The organism is Belliella filtrata, assembly GCF_022549775.1.
GTDB lineage: Bacteria > Bacteroidota > Bacteroidia > Cytophagales > Cyclobacteriaceae > Belliella > Belliella filtrata.
Map to the genome: position 1 here is coordinate 17,493 of NZ_JAKZGP010000051.1, position 17,411 is coordinate 34,903.

A 17,411-nucleotide genomic window follows, 5' to 3' on the forward strand; every position below is an offset into this window, starting at 1 on the left:
TAAATTAATATCTATCGCTATTTCTGACAGTTAAAATTGAAACAATGTAGAAATTCAATTGAAATATAGTAGATATAAGAATGAAAAACTATAGAGATAAGGTTGAAATATAATGGAAATAAAATAGGAATATATTGGAGATATTGCTGATTAAATATCGAAATTCAAGTATTCTCCAATATCTTTTTCAATACATTTCGCTGAAGGCATATTTCAATATATTTCAGCGCAGCTGTATTTCAACAATATTTCACTGAAAGTATACTTCTTATCCGGCAAATTTCAATTCCCTAATACCTCCACCTATTCGCCAAAGCCACCAAGCTTAGCATAATCGGTACCTCCACCAATACACCTACCACAGTCACCAAAGCAGCAGGGCTTTGCAAGCCGAACAAAGCTATCGCCACGGCTACTGCCAATTCAAAGAAATTGCTTGCTCCAATCATCGCTGCCGGTGAACAGATGGCATGTGGAAGCTCGAGTTTGCGACCACCAAACCAGGCAATGAAGAATATAAAATAGGTCTGTATGATCAATGGAATCGCAATCAAGACAATAATCAATGGGTTATTCAGGATATTTGGTCCCTGGAAGGCGAATAATAGCACCAAAGTAAGCAGTAAAGCAAAGATGCTAACAGGCTTGAACTTTGGCAAAAATTCATTTTTGAACCATGTCTCACCTTTTCGACTGATCATGATTTTGTTAGTAATAACTCCCGCTGCCAAAGGCACTACCACGAAAATCAATACTGAAGCTACTAAGGTCTCATAAGGAATAGCAATTTCAGTGATACCTAAAAGCAATCCGACCAATGGTACAAATGCCACCAAAATGATCAAGTCGTTTACAGAAACCTGTACCAAGGTATAATTGGGGTCTCCATCTGTCAGATATGACCATACAAAAACCATGGCCGTACAGGGTGCTACACCTAGAAGTATGGCACCTGCAATATATTCCCCAGCAAGCTCAGGCTCAATGTATGCAGCATAAAGCTTGTCAAAGAATATCCAAGCAAAAAACGCCATAGTGAAAGGTTTGATGAGCCAATTGATCACCAAAGTCAAAATCAATCCTTTTGGAGCTTTTCCTACTCCCTTGATACTTCCAAAATCAATCTGCAACATCATCGGATAGATCATCAACCAGATCAATATCGCTATAGGGATATTGACATTATAGATCTCCATATCTGACAAAAAGGTGATATCCTCACCCGCCAAATGCCCAATCATAATCCCAGCGCCTATACAAAGCGCAACCCAGACTGTTAGGTATTTTTCAAAAAAAGCAATTTTCTTAGTTTCAGACATTTTTATTAACCACTAATTAAAAGGTGATAAAGCAATGAGAGTGATATTTTTGGATATTAGCGATGCGATATTTCTAGATATTATTTTCAGACCTTTGCGGATAATATAGCTTCTCTTCTCTGTTGATTGTACTAGAACAGTATCTACAAATCTCCAATCCCGATCCACGGGACAAGTCATCCATTAATGTCTATTTTTGAATCTTTTTTACCTTTGAAAACAGATATAACATCTCCGAACCTATCTGAAGTGATCTTTCATCATACTTAATAGCTTCCTGGTCTGTATCATCGAAGGCTTTTGGGTCTTCATATCTTACAGGAATTCTTGCCTCAGCACCTGGGATAAATGGGCAGTTTTCATCTGCATGGGAGCAAGTCATGATAGCTGCAAAGTCCGTAGGGGCATTGGTGGCATCGTCATACACCTTGCTGAAAGTGACTATCGGATCCGCATCGTCTGAATAAAAAACAAAGTACTTAGGATTACCTTCGCCGTCTTTGCTGACTTTGAAGCCAAATCTTTTGATTGAAGCAACCGCCCTTTCATTGAAAGCAGTTACCTCTACGCCGCCAGAGAAGGAATTGATATCAATGCCATGATATTCAGCAGCAACTTTTCCCCAGATTTGGGAAAATTGGCTTCTTCGGGAGTTGTGTGTGCAGATATAATTCAGGTTGATCACTTGATCTTGATCGACTTTCTTCTGAATGTAATCAATCAGGACTTGAAGTACGGCTTTACGTTCTTGGCTAATCGACAGTGCCTGCGCTTGCTCAATGTGAGATTGGAGGGTTGGGTATAGGTTCATGATATATTGCTGTAACCTTTGGGGTTTCAAAAACCCCGAAGGTTTTTAGTTAAAATCGTAGTTATACATTCAAACCTTCGAGGTTTTTATGGTTTTGAAGCTTTTTAAATATTATTTCGGTTTCTTTAAACCTTCGAGGTATTAAAGACCTCAAAGGTTTTTAGCAGCATCCCGAGCCAGGTTCGCAGCTATTGGCTGCCTGAAGGGAAGCTAGGGAAACTCTGACTTTTGGTTTTTCGGATACTGGACCACAGCAGGCAGCAGCTTTTTCTTCTGGAGTTGTAGCTCTGTCTTTGGCTTTGCAGGTAGTTTGGTCAGGTGTAAGTTGTACGATCAATGCATTGCCAGTGTCCTTGATATTGTGGATAGGAAGTACGGCAGTCGGGAAAAGGGAGTTGCCATACTCAAATTTGATCTCAGTATTTGGATAGGTTTCTCTTACTTTGTTGACTACCTCGAAGATTTTCAATGCCTTGCTACTATCTACCGCATGATCTGGTTCAGGGATTTCATTTTCCCATAGCTGGATATGCACTTCTGACCATTGGTTACGGATTCCACCGCAGTCTACTGTATCATAATTGACATTCTTGATCTCGGTGATATGGTAATCCGTTCTCACATATTGACCAGATTGATATTCGAAGAAAAGTGCCTTTTCAGGATTTTCTTTAAGGATTTGGGTAAATTCTGAGGTTTTCATTTTTTTGTGGTTTAAAGCTTTGAGGTTTTAACAGCAGCCCGAGATTTTTGGAAATCCACCAAACAAGTCGTGGAATAGATGCTGCACTTCTGCCCATCTGATAGGATCAATGCAATAGCATACTGACACGCCTTCGATGCTTCCCTTGATCAGACCAATTTCTTTGAGTTCGCGGAGGTGTTGAGAAATGGTCGCTTGTGCTAAGCCCAATTCTTGGACTAAGTCCCCATTGATACAAGTATCCGATTGAATTAAATATTCAAGAATAGCTATCCGTGCAGGATGTGCAAATACTTTGGCGATTTTTGCCAATTCGTTTTGCTTTTCTGTGAATAAGTCGGTTTTGGTGACACCCATTTTTGAGACGTTTAGAGTTTAGAATCGAGATGCGATAAATAAAATTGAAATTAAAGGGAAGTAAATAGCCTACATCTATTCAAGAATTTATAAAATCCATAACTTTTGTTTCAATGATAGAACTTATACATCTCTGCATTTAAATAGAAGCTTCCCTCATGATATGCTATAGATTACCATTGCGGTAGCAAAATTCATTTATGAAGCCGATTATTTATATATCGCAATATTACGATATATGTTCGTAATAAAAAACTTTGCTCTTTAAAAAATATCTGGAAATGTGTTCTGTTATACTGTCAATGATGACATTGATTATTAAGACTGTGAAAACTAAATGAAGAATTTTGCTATCACCCTAACCTAAACTTAACTGGGAAATACATCCATGCTTGAATAGCTTCACCTTTCAAGTTTTTGGCTGGAATAAATCCATCCTTATACTTTCTTAGCACCCTATTGACTTCATCTATTAAAGAGTCGTGAACCTCATTTTTATTCATGATTTTAAACTGGATTAAATCCCCGTTTTCATCAATTTCAGCACCGACCCAGACATCTCCCTGGACACCTAGTCTCCGTGAAACGATAGGGTAAGTCAATACCTTTGATAACCAAACATCAAAAACACCAGCATCGGTAAAACTAGGTTTGAAAATATCTCTATCAATAGCTAACTCTTCACCATCAGGCAAAACCAAAAAGCCAGAACAATCATTTTGATTAACACACTGGATTTCCGAAACAACATCTTCATCTACCAATATTTTGACCTGAGTGGATTTACTACTTTTAAAATCAAGGCGAACAAAATTAAGTGCCCCGCTCGAGTTATACGACTTCTCTTCTTCAAAATGTACCAATTCACCATCAACTTGTAAGTAGCTTGATCGATTCACTTTGATCAAAATATTATCCAAGGTAAATATCCTATAAATCATGTATCCATCAGAAGATTTGGATTCCACTCTATTAAACACATGCTCACCACCACCCTGACTCAATGGATAATAGTGGTCATTAAGTGGTGTAATTATTCTTTCTTGTGCGAAGCTCCCTATGCTTACCAGCAATAACAGGACCTTAAAAATGACTTTTTTCATATACTAAACAAATTTCAGTTTTGAATATAATGAAAATCTTTGGTGTTGAGCAAACATCAATTAAGAAAATAGTATGATAATAAAGTAATTTTTATTGCAACATTGTTGCATTTGAATAACTACTCAAATACCTTTGCAAGAAAAAAACTATGAAAAAGTATTTTGCATTTGCGAGTGCACTATTATTTTCTGCATTGATAGGCTGTCAAGAAAATGAAGATCCTCAGGTTGAAGAGCCTAATTTCGAAGAAGTCGAAAGTGAGTGGATTCGACTTGCCTGGTGGAATAATGACTCAAAAATAGGTCTCATAAACCCTATTAATGATAACAACACAAATCCAGATCTTGCTGCATTCAATCCAGCTGGAGCTAATTATCTTTCTTCATCCGGAAGATATATCATTTCTATAGAAAGGGTGGATGGAAAAGTAAGGTTTTTTGACACAGGGATAGAAAACCATAACGACCATGGTCACGAATATACTCCAAAATGGATTAGTGCTACTGCTGATGCACCATTACCTACTCATTTTTCTTCTACTAATGGACAGATCATCATATTCAACGACGGGGATGGTAGTATCACTTGGGCTAGAGAGAGTACCCTAGAAACTCCGAGTTTCAGCCCAACAGTAATCTCAAACATAGGAAATGGCACCCATCATGGTGCTGCCACTTGGCTTACAGGAAATAAATTTGCTGTTACTTTCAAGGATGAAAGTGTGTCGGGTTCGCTTCCTCAACATGTCAAACTAATCGACAATACTGGCCAAGTGATTTATGAAGATGAAACCGTCACTGTAACAGGAATACATGGAGATGCTTCTAATGGAAAGTATGCCGTATTTGGTGCTACCGAAGGAGTCGTTGTTGCATCTGATAATAATCAAATCAAGTTGATACCAAATCCAAGTCCACTAGCTTCAACTTCTGGAAACTGGATGGGTACCATCAAAGCCAATGACAATATCAGCACTTTCTACGGCTATGCTAGTCAACAAGGAATTTTCGAAATCAATCCTGATACAGAAGCAATTACTCCAGTGCTTCTTTCAAACACCATCAAAACATATTTCTTGAGTGCTGATGGTGGGTACCTTGTTGTACAATTGAATGACAACACCGTTAAAGTCTATGACACAGCCAATAGAAATGAAATAGCTTCAAAAAGGCTAACTACTGCTGAAGCTTCAGCAAATACAAATGCAGAAACAGCCAATGAATGGGAACATTACAGGCTAATGAACGAAGAGAGTCCAATTTTGACAGCTTCGGAGAAGTTCCTTTATGTATTGGCACCCGACAAAAAGACCATAGAAGTCAAAAACTTAAATACATTGAATTCAGTCAAAACCATAGATGCTCCAAACAATACTACAAATATTTTAAGAGTAGGTTTTCAGACGAAATAAAAATTAAGACTTATAAAATTTGATTTTTTTCAATATCAAAAGGCTATCTCAAGGAAGAATTGAGATAGCCTTTTGAATATATTACCCAATTTTTTGATTAAGATTACTTTAATGAAATGCTAGCTTAAGTGATAATGTTCACAATGTGAGTGGTATAATTTTGAGAGTTTTGGCTTTTGAAAACCATACTAGCTTATAAAAATGCCTAGAATTCTAATTATTTTCATTGCGCTTGTTTTTACATCAATTGCATGCAGTAAAAGTTCGGAAGATCAGCATTTGGAAAGTATTCCCACTTCCCAACTTTTAAAAACACTCTTGAACGGTAATAAACGATTCGCTTCTGATCACCCAAAACATCCTGACCAAGGCTTGGAGAGACTCAAAAGTCTGGCAATAAGCCAACATCCTGCTATAGCGGTTGTAAGTTGTTCTGACTCTAGGGTATCACCAGAGCTCATTTTTGATCAAGGTTTGGGAGACTTGTTTGTAATTCGAAATGCTGGAAATATAGTAAGTGATAATGAACTAGGAAGCATAGCCTACAGCATAGAGCATTTGGGAGTATCATTGGTAGTTATTCTCGGACATACGAAGTGTGGTGCAATCGGTGCATTTGTCGAGCATGATCATGATCACAATGTTCACTATTCGGAATTTATTCTAAAGATTATAGAATTTATAAATCAAGAAGAGGAAGAGAAAGCACTAATAAGGAGTGATCCTGATTTTTACCAAAAAGCTATTGAAGCAAATGTCTTACACGGAATTCATGAGGTAAAAAACAAAATACCTATGGTTGAAAAACTGATAAATGATCAGAAACTCATTCTTGTGGGAGCAATTTATGATGTGGACACAAGAGAAGTGATTGTAATTGAAAATGTGGATTAATAAGATTCTATTCTGGTCAGAAAGTGTAGGAGGTCTTTGTTGATCAAGGCTATTTGGGATTCTACTTGGTCAAGCATTTCTGATCTGATTTTCAACAAATCAGAAGTATATATGCCTCCATCATCTAGCATCACTGACATACCAGAATAATTCAAATTATAGGCCTCCCATCTCTTGATCAGTTGGTTTTTCAAAGAAACATTTTCTTCATTGTTTCTTTCACTATTGAAATAATACCAAACCGAAGGCGGGAAATAGGAAGGTCTACTATCTCCCTCATACACATCTCTGAGTACATTTTTGGGATGCTCGATGTCTACATTATTTTCCATTCGCAATATGGTAATACCTAAAATAACTTCTGTGAGCCCTCCTAAAATACCAAAATAATCCAACCAATCTCCTACTTCATCATTCGCTGCAACTGAGACGCCTTGACTAACACCCACAGTAGCACCTATTACAATTGCCGCTACTGTTAGGTTTCTTTCTCTTTTCCTTAGACTTCTATCCAAAAACGTAGCAAGCTGCTCCGCCTTTTCCTCTTCACAATCAATTGCAGACATCAACGCATTGATTTCAAGGTCCATTCTCATTACCCTACTGAGGATGTGCATTTTTAGATCTAGCTTCTTAGTCTCACTCAACTCCCCATTCAGGTAAGATTCCAGTTCATCAACCAAATTGAGCGCTATGGCCATGTCTATAGATTTATCATCCAGCTTGTCCATCCATGGTTTTTCGGCCTTTAGCTCTTCGATCTCAAACTCCTCTCTACTTTCTTCGAATGATAGTCCTTGCAGACACTCTCCTTGAAAAGATGTCGGAGCATCTATGATCTTCTTGCTGGCGCAGGATGTACCAAAAATCACTATTATCAAGAATAACTTTCCAATACAGGCAACTAAAAAAAAACAGCTACTCTTAGGTGAATTCTTCATATCCAACAAAGTAGCTGTTTTTGACATAAGTATCAAAGAAGTATTTAGTATATTTTAGAAAATATGTCCAAATCCAAAAAAGAACTGACCGCCTTCTACACTCTGAGCATAGTCTAACCTGAGCACAGTAGATTGATTCCATGCAATCCTTCCACCAATGCCAGGAGCTCCCCGAAAATTATTGAGCTGCACATCATTGAGACCTTCCCATACAGTACCAAAATCATAGAATGGAGTTACTCCTAGTGCAAAATGTTGATTAAAGGCATTGAAATCATATAAACGAGCTCTCATTTCTAAATTCACCAAACCGACTGTAGGTGCAAGAAAACGAGCCTCTCTATAGCCTCTAAGAGAACGACCACCTCCCAGCACCAAGATACCTCCTGCTTCAGCCTGCGAAGATAGATCCCACATTTCTATGAAGTTGATATTTGGTCCAAAGATGTGTCCGAATGCTGCCAAACCTGCAAAGGTCAACCTATTCCTGTTGTTTTTCCAACGGTGAAAAGTATGGATAAACTGACCTTGGACCATAAACTTGTTGAAATTGAAATCTGAACCGAGCCAAGGAGCAGAATATTCATGAGAATATTGCAAGAAAACACCTTTGGAAGGATCTGGTTCCAAATCTCTGGTATCATAGATCAATGCAGCAGCAAGCATAGAAGTGAATTTGTAGTGATCAGAAAAACCTGACAAGTTGAACCTTTCCCAAGTGCCATCATTGATTTGTCTATTGACGAGGGTCTGTCTTTGCTCTGCTTCTACTGCTGTACCGTCAGCAAGGAAAGCTTCCTCGGCGATAGTCCCAGTATAATCTTCAAAAGCTGTGAACAAAGCCTCGTATCCAAACATAAACCTAAGCTTACCCCCCATTTCGACCCTTTCTCCCAGGGCATTGAAAAGTAACTCTCTTTGCAAAAACTGATTGTAGTGCGTATCTGTCTGCAATCTACCTCCATTGCCTGGTACAGCGATGCTGAGGTTTTCTTCATAATCACGTACCCGATTGAACTGCCTGACTCCTCCCATAGCTCCAGCAGATTTATCTTCAAAGCTCAGTCTATCAAGGGACTGTCTTCCAATGCCCCAATACTGTGCGTGCGGATCCTCCCAGACTACTGCATCTGCCCTAAACCTCCACTTGGAATTGAAAATATACGGAACATCCAGATTTACAGCCGCTCTCACACGACCATTTTCGAAAATGAAAAACTCTGTGTTGATACTGTACCTGTAAGGTGTATAATAGAAGAATGGATCTTCCTTGGTTTTATTTTGGAACAAAAACAAATTCCCACCTATACCAAATCCACGAATTGGATCAAACTCAAACCTTGGAAGACCAGTCGCAAAGAACCCTTCTTTCTTATTGAGAATATCTTCATTGGATAATTTCTTTTCATCCGAAAGATCAAATGGTAAACTTATCGTGTCCAAAATAGACAACCTATCCACATTTTTATGTGCATTTTGGTCTCTGATACCCAAAGTTGCTTCTTGTGCAGCAATGTTTTGATACATTCCCACACACAGTAGTAGTAGTAGCTTTTTCATGATTAAATAATGTTAGCCTATACCAAAGCATTTAGCCGAGCATAGGCGTGTGGAACTGATTTGACAGCACAAAAGTAAGGCTCTTAATGCCTAGCAGCCTTTAAGAACCCATTAGAAAAAAATTAGAATTCTATTAGAAGGCTACGGTAAAGGAGGTGCCTTCACTGATTTTTGATGTTACTTTTACTTTGCCTTCGTGAAGGGCTATGATCTTTTCTACTAAGTACAAGCCTATCCCGGACCCTTCAGCTTGAGATTTGTTTTTGCCTCTAAAAAAGGGCTTAAAAATATCCCCAATTTCTTCTGCATCTATTCCCAATCCATGATCTGAGAAAGTAATCAGGAGTATTCCATCTACAAAAGTTATATTTACCCTACAAGTCCGACCTAGGGAATATTTACACCCATTTTCTAGCAGGTTTTTGAAAGCCGTAGTCAAAAGGTACTCATTGCCCAAAAGTGTGATATTCTCTTCTTCAAGATCTTCAGGTATCAAAAGTTCTACCTTGTAGTCTGCATGTGCTAGCTGAAGCTTATGACTAGCATCTATGAGGCATTCATCTACCCTGATCGGTAGAAACTTTACTTGAGTTTTATCATAGCTTGCTTTGGCTAGATCCAGAAAGCTTTCAGAAAGCTGAGCCAATTTTTTCGCATCTTTCAGAATGGTGGAGAGCGTCTCTCTATACATGTCCGTCTCTCTTTCTTTCGAAAGACTTAGCTCAACCTCACCAATTACAATAGACAAAGGAGTCCTAAACTCATGTGCCAGATAGGAAACAAACTGCTTTTGGGATTCAAAGGACTTCTCAAGCCTCTCCAGCATGGCATTGAAAGTTTTGGCTAACTTTCCTATTTCATCTTCACCCTCCTTAAGCCTTAGGTCAAGATTATTGGCAGATATACTTTTGGCATCCATAGCCATTTTTGCCAATGGAAGCAGGGCATTTCTGGAGAAATATTTTCCTGTCAAGAAAATCAGCAGTAAAGCCAATACATAGGTAATCATCATCGTGAACCTTAGATTGTATAGCTTATTGTATCCGTATTCATCATAGGCCGCAGCAGTAATGATATAATCCTTGCCAGCGCTGCGGTATAGTATTCCTACTACTTGCCATTCTTCTTGGAAAAACTGAATGTATTCAGACCCTTGAATCTCGGAGAGCATTTCTGGAGTCTCCTTTACAAAATCTATGTCTACTGCATCATGATAGATCAGCTCCAAATCTGCATTGTAAATGGCTGCCTCCACTTCATACAGAATCTCTCGATTATTGCGGTAAATCGTTTGCAAAGTCTCTGCATTCAGTTGAGTTTCTGTCAGTAAGTTGACCTTGGTAATGGCCTCTTTTTGCAAAATATTGTAAAACTCACTGGCTCTATTCTGGGATGCTGAAAAGTAAACAATCCCCATAAAAATCGCCAAAATTCCAGCACTGACCGCTGTAAATAATATGGTGATGCGCTGCTGAATGCTCATATCTTCTGCAAAATAAAACCCATTCCAGATCGGGTATGAATCAATTTTTCTTCAAAAGGCTTGTCAACCTTTTTGCGAATGTAATTGATATAAACATCTACAAAATTGGTTCCTGTATCGAAATTCACTTCCCAGACTTCTCTAGCTATCTCCTCTCTTGAAAGTACTCTTTCGGGATTTTGAAGGAAATAAGTAAGCAACCTAAACTCTTTAGGTGTCAAGTCTATATTTTGACCACTCCTAGTTACTTGCTTCAACTGAAGATCTATACTAAGATCAGCATAGGCAAGCTGATTGCTATAAAATGGGGATGATAGACTCTGAGTCCTTTTCAATAAGGTCTTTATTCTAGCAAGTAATTCCCTCAAATCGAAAGGCTTGACCATGTAATCGTCAGCTCCGGCATCAAACCCTTCCACCTTATCATCTGTGGTACCGAGTGCTGTAAGCATGATAATCGGAACTTGCGGATAATTTGCTCTTAGGAATTTTGAAACTTCAAGACCATTAATTTTTGGCAGAATCAAGTCTGTAATAACCAAGTGAGGTAGTGTACTTTCAAAAAGCTTGATCCCGTAAGCCCCATCATATGCGGTCAAAACCTCCATTCCTGCTTCTTGTAGCCCCCTTTGGAGCAAAGATGCGAGCCTTTCATCATCTTCTATTACGAGGATTTTTGCTGGATTCATAAATTAAAGGTAAGAAAAAATTGAAGTATAAACCTTTTCCTAAAAAGTTTAAAACGGCAAAACAAAGATGTAAAACCCTAAAAATGCTACAGACTTGCAGCTTGTACATGCATCCAGTCAAAATTCCGAAGCCTGCCTAAGCTTACCCATCCCTCTGATTCCCATATATCCCACCAAGCATGATACTCAGGCCCCGCAAAAGTAGCCATATCCCTTCCCCACTTCAGCTGATTATTGGAGGGGTCAAAATCAATAGCAATCCCCCAGCTATGCATACTTGGCAAAGTGCCCCTCGGATACTTCTATCGTTGTAGCAGCCTCCAAAGTAATCAATCCGAAGCTCTTTCAGGCGATCGGGGCCGTAGTGATTCAAAACTTCCCGCATAATCCTTTCGATACTATCTTTCACTTTTTCATGGCAATTGAACCTGTTAACTCTCTGACTGGTGCTCCATGCAATTTTCAGCTCATAAGGACGCTGTACATATACCAAGCTAGAAACTTTCGGACGATAAAATTGATCAAATTCAGGAGTATATTGCTTAGGCCATGGACTTTTTCACGGGGCTAATTCTTCTGGTCTCCAAACAGGAGCGATGCTTCCTTGCTCTATCAAATATCTTGTACCTTCGAAGGAATAAAGTGTATTAGGACCAAAATAGCCATCAATTGGCCCTGGCTACTGTCCATACTGCATGGTAATGTATTGTAGCATTTCCACTAGTTTTCTTTTATTAGACCATGCTGTGGGAATCACACCATAGTCATCTTGGCTTTGTAAGTAAGAGGGTCAGGTATCCCATCTATAACACTAGTATATAGTCCTTTGGTGTGAAGCCAGCCTTGAACAAAGATTACAACTTCTTTGGTATCCATATTCTTTAAGCTTTTGTGGGGAAAACAATTTTGAAAGGTGATCAAAATTTAAAAAATTCATATGACAATATCAATCTAATTACCTGATAATTAGAGGTCAAGGTCAAAATCAAGTGATTTCACACAAAAAAACGCTAAGCTTATTGGGTAAAAGCTTAGCGTGATTTTGCAACTCAAGAGAGATTCAGACTATGAACAAGCTATCTTGTTCACCCTGGTGGCATGCCTCCCTCCTTCAAATGCTGTGTTGAGGAAAATATCTGACATACTCACTGCAAGTTCAAATGAAATAAACCTTGCGGGAATTGCTAATACATTCGCATCATTATGCTGTCTCGAAAGCGCTGCCAAATCCTCATTCCAACACAATGCAGCCCTGATACCTTGGTGTTTGTTGGCTGTGATAGCTACACCATTTCCACTTCCACAGATCAAAATTCCTTTTTCAAACTCACCTTTCTCTATAGCTTCTGACAATGGGTGTACGAAATCCGGGTAATCCGCAGACGCATCTGAATACGGGCCAAAATCTTTGACCTCATAACCTTGTTCTTTTAACTTGACAATCAAGTCTTGCTTGTAAGCGAAACCTGCATGGTCTCCTCCAATGGCTATTTTCTTTGACATGCTTAATTAATTTTTTTGTATTTCGACACGCTTACTTTACATCAATACTATAAACTTACTCGTATTAACAATGCGTGCAATTGATAATCATTATCTATTCCTTTCAATCATTATCAGCTTCTATTGCACGCTTCCTTTCGAGTCTCTTGGCTATCATAATACCTGTTTCATAAAGCACCATGATCGGCATAGCAATTATGATCTGACTGATGACATCAGGAGGTGTTATGATCGCTGAGATCACTAAGATCACAACGATCGAGTGTCTTCTATAGGACTTCAGCATCGCAGCAGATACCAATCCTGACATGGATAAGAAGTAGATCACTACAGGCAGCTGGAACATCAATGCAGACGCTAATACAAGCATGACCACAGTGGTGACATAAGAAGTGATGTCAAACTCATTGAGGATAGTCGGATCAAGCTGGTAGTTTGCGAGAAAGTTGATCGATAGAGGTGCTAAGATAAAATATCCAAATGCTGCTCCCATAAAGAACAATAAACTTACAAAGAAAACTGCCCCTCTAGCCGCATTACGTTCCTTGCTATACAGTCCTGGACTGATAAACCTCCATATTTCCCAAAATAAATATGGAAATGCTACTACCAGCCCTACCACCAAACTGGAAGTAATGTGCATAGAAAACTGTCCCGTCATCTGACGACTTTGTATGGTAAAAGGTAAGGTGTCTATACAGAGTGCAGGGATATTCAAATACTCTGACACTTTACACAGCACCCTATATGTCACAAAAGAGATCTTGGAAGGTCCCAAGATCACTTTTCCAAACACAATACTCTTTGCAAGAAAAGCTGTGATAGTAAATATCAAAACTGCCGCAACGGACCGAAGCAAATGCCAGCGCAACTGCTCCAAATGATCCAAAAAGGACATGCCTTCTTCTTCCTCTTCTTCGTCTCTATATTGATCTAATGCCACGTGACTTGCTGAAAATTAGTATAATGGGAACTGCACCATCCAATCGTTTACTTCCGACTTGAGGCTAGCTAGTTCTGATTCGTTCTCATGGTTGCTCAATGCTTTGTCTATCAAAGAGACGATGCGTACCATGTCTTGTTCCTTCAATCCTCTAGTGGTGACAGCGGCAGTACCTACTCTCATCCCTGAAGTGACAAACGGCGAACGCTTATCAAAAGGAACCATATTTTTATTGATAGTGATATCTACTTTTCCAAGTGTCTCCTCGGCGATTTTTCCTGTGATATCCTTGTTGTTCAAATCTATAAGCATCAAATGATTATCTGTACCTCCAGAGATGATTTTGTAACCCAACTTCACAAACTCCTCAGCCATCACTGCAGCATTCTTCTTCACTTGTACCACATAATCCATGTATTCATCAGAAAGTGCCTCTTCAAAAGCTACAGCTTTGGCAGCGATGATATGCTCCAATGGTCCACCTTGTGTACCTGGGAATACCCCTGAATCAAGCAAAGAAGACATTTTTCTTAATTCACCTTTAGGTGTTTTTAAGCCGAATGGATTATCAAAATCTTCTCTCATCAAGATCAATCCACCTCTAGGTCCTCTCAAGGTCTTGTGAGTAGTAGTGGTCACGATGTGACAATACTCTAACGGATCGTTAAGTAAGCCTCTGGCAATTAATCCAGACGGATGAGAAATATCCGCCAAAAGGATCGCGCCAACTTGATCAGCTATGTCCCTCAATCTTTCATAATCCCAATCTCTGCTGTAAGCGGAAGCTCCACAGATCAATAGATTAGGTTTTACCTCTAGGGCAGTAGCTTCTACTTTATCGTAATCGATCAGTCCAGTCTCTTCTTCCACACCATAGAAATGAGGCTTATAAAGTTTACCAGAAAAATTCACTGGAGAGCCATGGGTCAAGTGTCCACCATGTGCCAAGTCAAAACCCAAAATACTATCCCCTGCATTTAATACTGCTAAAAATACGGCAGCATTAGCTTGAGCACCAGAATGTGGCTGAACATTGGCCCAACCAGCACCGAAAAGTTCCTTGGCCCTATCTATAGCCAATTGCTCGATTTGATCAACTATTTCGCATCCACCATAATAACGCTTGTTTGGTAAGCCTTCTGCGTACTTGTTGGTCAACACACTTCCTGCCGCTTCCATTACCTGCTTACTGGTAAAATTTTCAGATGCGATCAATTCAATACCTGTCTTCTGACGGTTTTCTTCTTTTGCAATTAGGTCAAAGATTGCCTGATCTCTTTTCATGGATATGATTTTTAATAGGTTGCCCAAAATTAGTTTTAAACAATGGATAATCCAATTCAATAAATACTTAATAGAAATCAAGTATCAAGATTTTCAACAAAACCAATGGATCATATACAAATCAAAATTTTATTCCGTAAAGGGAATTTTCAATAATGAACCTAAAAGACACGGCTTGTTCAACTTTAAACTAAAAAAATTGGATATCCTGTTTTAATATTCATTACTTTTATTAAATTAGTTGAAAATTAACGCGCTATATAATGAAAATAACCATATTCTGCCTACTACTCTTTTTAGGTAACGAAGCTATTTCTCAAGAAACGCAATTAGAGATCAAATTTGAAGGTATCTCAAAGCCTACAATGATTTACTTTAGAGATTTAGGGAATGAGCTTAGCTACAGCTTACCAATCTATTTGGATTCGGGAATGACAGATTATCAAGGAAAGCTAACCAAATCATTTAGCATAGAAGAGCCAAAAGCTGTGATGGTTTCTGGAGGAAATCACCAAAGGGCGATATACCTAGACCCTGGAGACGAAATCGCTTTCACATTACCAGAAGATTTTAGATATCCTATAAAAACCTATTCGGGCAAAGGCTCAGAAAAAATCCCCTATTTACAGAAATCCAAAGATTATCTTAACTTCTTAACTTTTGTAGAGTATGATAGCAGTGAAGTCTACCAGAAGGCAAAAGAGCAAATTGATTTGTATGATGAAACCCTTGTTGAAATAGAAGACTCAAAATTTTCTCGTGCTTTCAAAAATTACCTAAAAGCGGAATTACTTCATAATGAGTATTATTTCTGGGGAACATTCCCTATGTACATTAAAATGTATAAAGGAATTGCATTGGAAAAAGATGAAACTCAAGTTACCAAAACTGAGGATGAAATTATCTCAAAAATGGACCATTATTTCCCCTCTCAAAGCCTTCGATCTGATTATATGAAAATAATTAGCATAAAAGCTAATCAATCGGGAAATACAAGCGAATCGGCAATTTATGATCTTATCAAAAACAGTGACCTTGACACACGAGCCAAAGAAATGTTATTCGGGATGAAACTTTTGAGTGATATGCAGTTTGGAAATGTGCATAAGGCAGCACCAAATATGGAGATTTTTCATACACTTTTTCCTCAAAGTATATACAAAATGGAGCTTCAAAGGGAGTTTGAAAGCTGGCAAGGCTTGGCAGTTGGCGAGTTGGCTCCAGATTTTACTGCAAAGGACACCTTAGGTAATGAGTTCAAACTCTCTCAATTAAAAGGCAAAGTTGTATATATAGACATCTGGGCGACATGGTGTGGTCCATGTATTTCAGAATTTCCTCATGCTAAAAAATTGAAAAAAGACTATGAGGGGAATGATAAAATTGTATTCCTATATGTGTCTGTGGATCAGGTAGAAAAAACTTGGCTCAACTATTTACAGAAAGACCCAGCGTTCACAGGCTATCATGTCAACGACCCTGGGAATTTTAACTCAAATATTGCGAAACTGTATAAAGTTAACGGAATACCTAGGTATATCCTAGTCGATCATGAAGGAAAGATCCATAACATCATGGCTCCGAGACCATCAAGCAACGTGGTAATAAAAGATGAATTAAACAAAATGCTTTCAGTCATAGAATGATCTTGTAACATTAATTCCCTACCATTAAATTTTAGATACATAAGAAGGATATCTTAAGCCATTTCTATGAAACATTTCTCTTCCTTAAAGATCCTTTTGGGAATAATTTTGCTGCTCTCCTGTAGCAAACCTTCGAATGAAACTTTACAATTTTCTGATAATGTCAAGCTTGAAATAGATACCGTCTTGGTAGATAGCCAAGGAGAGGCATTATTTCTCAATTGGAACCTGCAAAATGCTAGCCTTTCAACTGACAGCAAGTACTTGTACAATCTCAACATTACGGAGACTTCTCTTGAAAAAATAGACTTGGATGACTTACAGTTTGTGAATAAAATAATATGACTCCCCCGAATTTGACACGTTACCAAATTTTGTTTGACAGCTAGTGTCAAATAGTTTTCAGTGTAGCTGAAATTGATGTAATTGGAAAAAAAAACAGCCATGAACATTATTAATTTCATATCGTATTTTCCAAACGAACAGAGTTGTGAACTTTACCTGAAAGCTCATAGAGAAAAACAGGGGATCCATTGTAAGAACTGCAAAAAGAGCACAAAGCATTACTGGTTCAGTACTAAAAAGGTTTTCGAATGCAGTATTTGCAGACGGAGATCATCTTTGAAGTCTGGTACAGTGATGGAGAACAGTAATTTATCATTGCATACATGGTTTGCGGCATTTTTGCTAATGTCGGCAACGAAAAAGGGCTTGTCCTGCATGGAGCTACAGCGCCAGCTTGGATTGAAAAAGTATGATACAG

Annotated in this window: 19 protein-coding genes; 5 read left to right on the forward strand and 14 right to left on the reverse strand. The window is 38.5% G+C overall.

The genetic code is table 11. The features are described from left to right. Positions 1–290 precede the first annotated feature (290 nt). From arsB to MM239_RS16125, 5 genes are all read right to left on the reverse strand, one after another. The gene (gene arsB / locus MM239_RS16105) at positions 291–1,319 is read right to left on the reverse strand and encodes an ACR3 family arsenite efflux transporter (protein WP_241349284.1); all 1,029 of its coding nucleotides are present in this window, start codon (positions 1,317–1,319) and stop codon (positions 291–293) included. A 190-nt stretch (positions 1,320–1,509) separates the two neighbouring features. Then, entirely contained in the window at positions 1,510–2,130 is a 621-nt protein-coding gene (locus MM239_RS16110) for a low molecular weight phosphatase family protein (RefSeq protein WP_241349285.1), read from the reverse strand. A gap of 160 nt (positions 2,131–2,290) precedes the next feature. After that, positions 2,291–2,833 (reverse strand): DUF6428 family protein, encoded by a 543-nt coding sequence (locus MM239_RS16115; protein ID WP_241349286.1) that lies wholly within the window; start codon positions 2,831–2,833, stop codon positions 2,291–2,293. A gap of 27 nt (positions 2,834–2,860) precedes the next feature. Next, positions 2,861–3,190 (reverse strand): ArsR/SmtB family transcription factor, encoded by a 330-nt coding sequence (locus tag MM239_RS16120; protein WP_241349287.1) that lies wholly within the window; start codon positions 3,188–3,190, stop codon positions 2,861–2,863. 353 nt (positions 3,191–3,543) lie between these two features. Continuing rightward, positions 3,544–4,293 (reverse strand): energy transducer TonB, encoded by a 750-nt coding sequence (locus tag MM239_RS16125; protein ID WP_241349288.1) that lies wholly within the window; start codon positions 4,291–4,293, stop codon positions 3,544–3,546. 149 nt (positions 4,294–4,442) lie between these two features. On the opposite strand from MM239_RS16125, the gene MM239_RS16130 reads away from it, so the two are divergent. Then, entirely contained in the window at positions 4,443–5,705 is a 1,263-nt protein-coding gene (locus MM239_RS16130; protein ID WP_241349289.1) for a WD40 repeat domain-containing protein, read from the forward strand. A gap of 201 nt (positions 5,706–5,906) precedes the next feature. Beyond that, the gene (locus MM239_RS16135) at positions 5,907–6,599 is read left to right on the forward strand and encodes a carbonic anhydrase (protein WP_241349290.1); all 693 of its coding nucleotides are present in this window, start codon (positions 5,907–5,909) and stop codon (positions 6,597–6,599) included. Here the strand turns inward: MM239_RS16135 and MM239_RS16140 are convergent. From MM239_RS16140 to MM239_RS16175, 9 genes are all read right to left on the reverse strand, one after another. Beyond that, entirely contained in the window at positions 6,596–7,471 is an 876-nt protein-coding gene (locus tag MM239_RS16140) for a hypothetical protein (protein WP_394801514.1), read from the reverse strand. The genes MM239_RS16135 and MM239_RS16140 overlap by 4 nt on opposite strands. A 123-nt stretch (positions 7,472–7,594) precedes the next feature. Then, positions 7,595–9,100, reverse strand: coding sequence for an Omp85 family outer membrane protein (gene omp85, locus MM239_RS16145; protein WP_241349292.1), 1,506 nt, complete (start codon positions 9,098–9,100; stop codon positions 7,595–7,597). Between the two features lie 133 nt (positions 9,101–9,233). After that, a complete protein-coding gene (locus MM239_RS16150) occupies positions 9,234–10,583 on the reverse strand; it encodes a HAMP domain-containing sensor histidine kinase (protein ID WP_241349293.1) in 1,350 nt (449 codons plus the stop codon). Next, complete coding sequence (locus MM239_RS16155; protein ID WP_241349294.1) at positions 10,580–11,272, reverse strand: response regulator transcription factor; 693 nt, start codon at positions 11,270–11,272, stop codon at positions 10,580–10,582. The genes MM239_RS16150 and MM239_RS16155 overlap by 4 nt, the downstream gene beginning before the upstream one ends. An 86-nt stretch (positions 11,273–11,358) precedes the next feature. Then, a complete protein-coding gene (locus MM239_RS16160; RefSeq protein ID WP_241349295.1) occupies positions 11,359–11,547 on the reverse strand; it encodes a hypothetical protein in 189 nt (62 codons plus the stop codon). 478 nt (positions 11,548–12,025) lie between these two features. After that, positions 12,026–12,148 carry a hypothetical protein gene (locus tag MM239_RS21015; RefSeq protein ID WP_262918690.1) on the reverse strand — a complete coding sequence of 41 codons (123 nt, stop codon included), beginning with the start codon at positions 12,146–12,148 and terminating at the stop codon, positions 12,026–12,028. 189 nt (positions 12,149–12,337) lie between these two features. Then, positions 12,338–12,775: a ribose 5-phosphate isomerase B gene (gene rpiB / locus MM239_RS16165; protein ID WP_241349296.1), complete on the reverse strand. Its 438-nt coding sequence runs from the start codon at positions 12,773–12,775 to the stop codon at positions 12,338–12,340. Between the two features lie 103 nt (positions 12,776–12,878). Then, positions 12,879–13,718, reverse strand: a complete 840-nt coding sequence (tatC, locus tag MM239_RS16170) for a twin-arginine translocase subunit TatC (RefSeq protein ID WP_241349297.1) — start codon at positions 13,716–13,718, stop codon at positions 12,879–12,881. Positions 13,719–13,733: 15 nt separating this feature from the next. Beyond that, positions 13,734–15,002 carry a serine hydroxymethyltransferase gene (locus MM239_RS16175; protein WP_241349298.1) on the reverse strand — a complete coding sequence of 423 codons (1,269 nt, stop codon included), beginning with the start codon at positions 15,000–15,002 and terminating at the stop codon, positions 13,734–13,736. Positions 15,003–15,265: 263 nt separating this feature from the next. On the opposite strand from MM239_RS16175, the gene MM239_RS16180 reads away from it, so the two are divergent. From MM239_RS16180 to MM239_RS16190, 3 genes are all read left to right on the forward strand, one after another. After that, positions 15,266–16,648 (forward strand): TlpA family protein disulfide reductase, encoded by a 1,383-nt coding sequence (locus MM239_RS16180; RefSeq protein WP_241349299.1) that lies wholly within the window; start codon positions 15,266–15,268, stop codon positions 16,646–16,648. 66 nt (positions 16,649–16,714) lie between these two features. Further along, positions 16,715–16,993, forward strand: a complete 279-nt coding sequence (locus MM239_RS16185) for a DUF4221 family protein (RefSeq protein ID WP_241349300.1) — start codon at positions 16,715–16,717, stop codon at positions 16,991–16,993. Between the two features lie 99 nt (positions 16,994–17,092). After that, positions 17,093–17,411 (forward strand): transposase (locus MM239_RS16190; RefSeq protein WP_241349301.1); only part of this gene is annotated, 319 nt, incomplete at its 3' end.

Coding starts and splice junctions, on each gene's coding strand:
- arsB (WP_241349284.1), bottom strand. CDS start 1,319: ATGTCTGAAACTAAGAAAATTGCTTTTTTTGAAAAATACCTAACAGTC.
- MM239_RS16110 (WP_241349285.1), bottom strand. CDS start 2,130: ATGAACCTATACCCAACCCTCCAATCTCACATTGAGCAAGCGCAGGCA.
- MM239_RS16115 (WP_241349286.1), bottom strand. CDS start 2,833: ATGAAAACCTCAGAATTTACCCAAATCCTTAAAGAAAATCCTGAAAAG.
- MM239_RS16120 (WP_241349287.1), bottom strand. CDS start 3,190: ATGGGTGTCACCAAAACCGACTTATTCACAGAAAAGCAAAACGAATTG.
- MM239_RS16125 (WP_241349288.1), bottom strand. CDS start 4,293: ATGAAAAAAGTCATTTTTAAGGTCCTGTTATTGCTGGTAAGCATAGGG.
- MM239_RS16130 (WP_241349289.1), top strand. CDS start 4,443: ATGAAAAAGTATTTTGCATTTGCGAGTGCACTATTATTTTCTGCATTG.
- MM239_RS16135 (WP_241349290.1), top strand. CDS start 5,907: ATGCCTAGAATTCTAATTATTTTCATTGCGCTTGTTTTTACATCAATT.
- omp85 (WP_241349292.1), bottom strand. CDS start 9,100: ATGAAAAAGCTACTACTACTACTGTGTGTGGGAATGTATCAAAACATT.
- MM239_RS16150 (WP_241349293.1), bottom strand. CDS start 10,583: ATGAGCATTCAGCAGCGCATCACCATATTATTTACAGCGGTCAGTGCT.
- MM239_RS16155 (WP_241349294.1), bottom strand. CDS start 11,272: ATGAATCCAGCAAAAATCCTCGTAATAGAAGATGATGAAAGGCTCGCA.
- MM239_RS16160 (WP_241349295.1), bottom strand. CDS start 11,547: ATGCATAGCTGGGGGATTGCTATTGATTTTGACCCCTCCAATAATCAG.
- MM239_RS21015 (WP_262918690.1), bottom strand. CDS start 12,148: ATGGATACCAAAGAAGTTGTAATCTTTGTTCAAGGCTGGCTTCACACC.
- rpiB (WP_241349296.1), bottom strand. CDS start 12,775: ATGTCAAAGAAAATAGCCATTGGAGGAGACCATGCAGGTTTCGCTTAC.
- MM239_RS16175 (WP_241349298.1), bottom strand. CDS start 15,002: ATGAAAAGAGATCAGGCAATCTTTGACCTAATTGCAAAAGAAGAAAAC.
- MM239_RS16180 (WP_241349299.1), top strand. CDS start 15,266: ATGAAAATAACCATATTCTGCCTACTACTCTTTTTAGGTAACGAAGCT.
- MM239_RS16185 (WP_241349300.1), top strand. CDS start 16,715: ATGAAACATTTCTCTTCCTTAAAGATCCTTTTGGGAATAATTTTGCTG.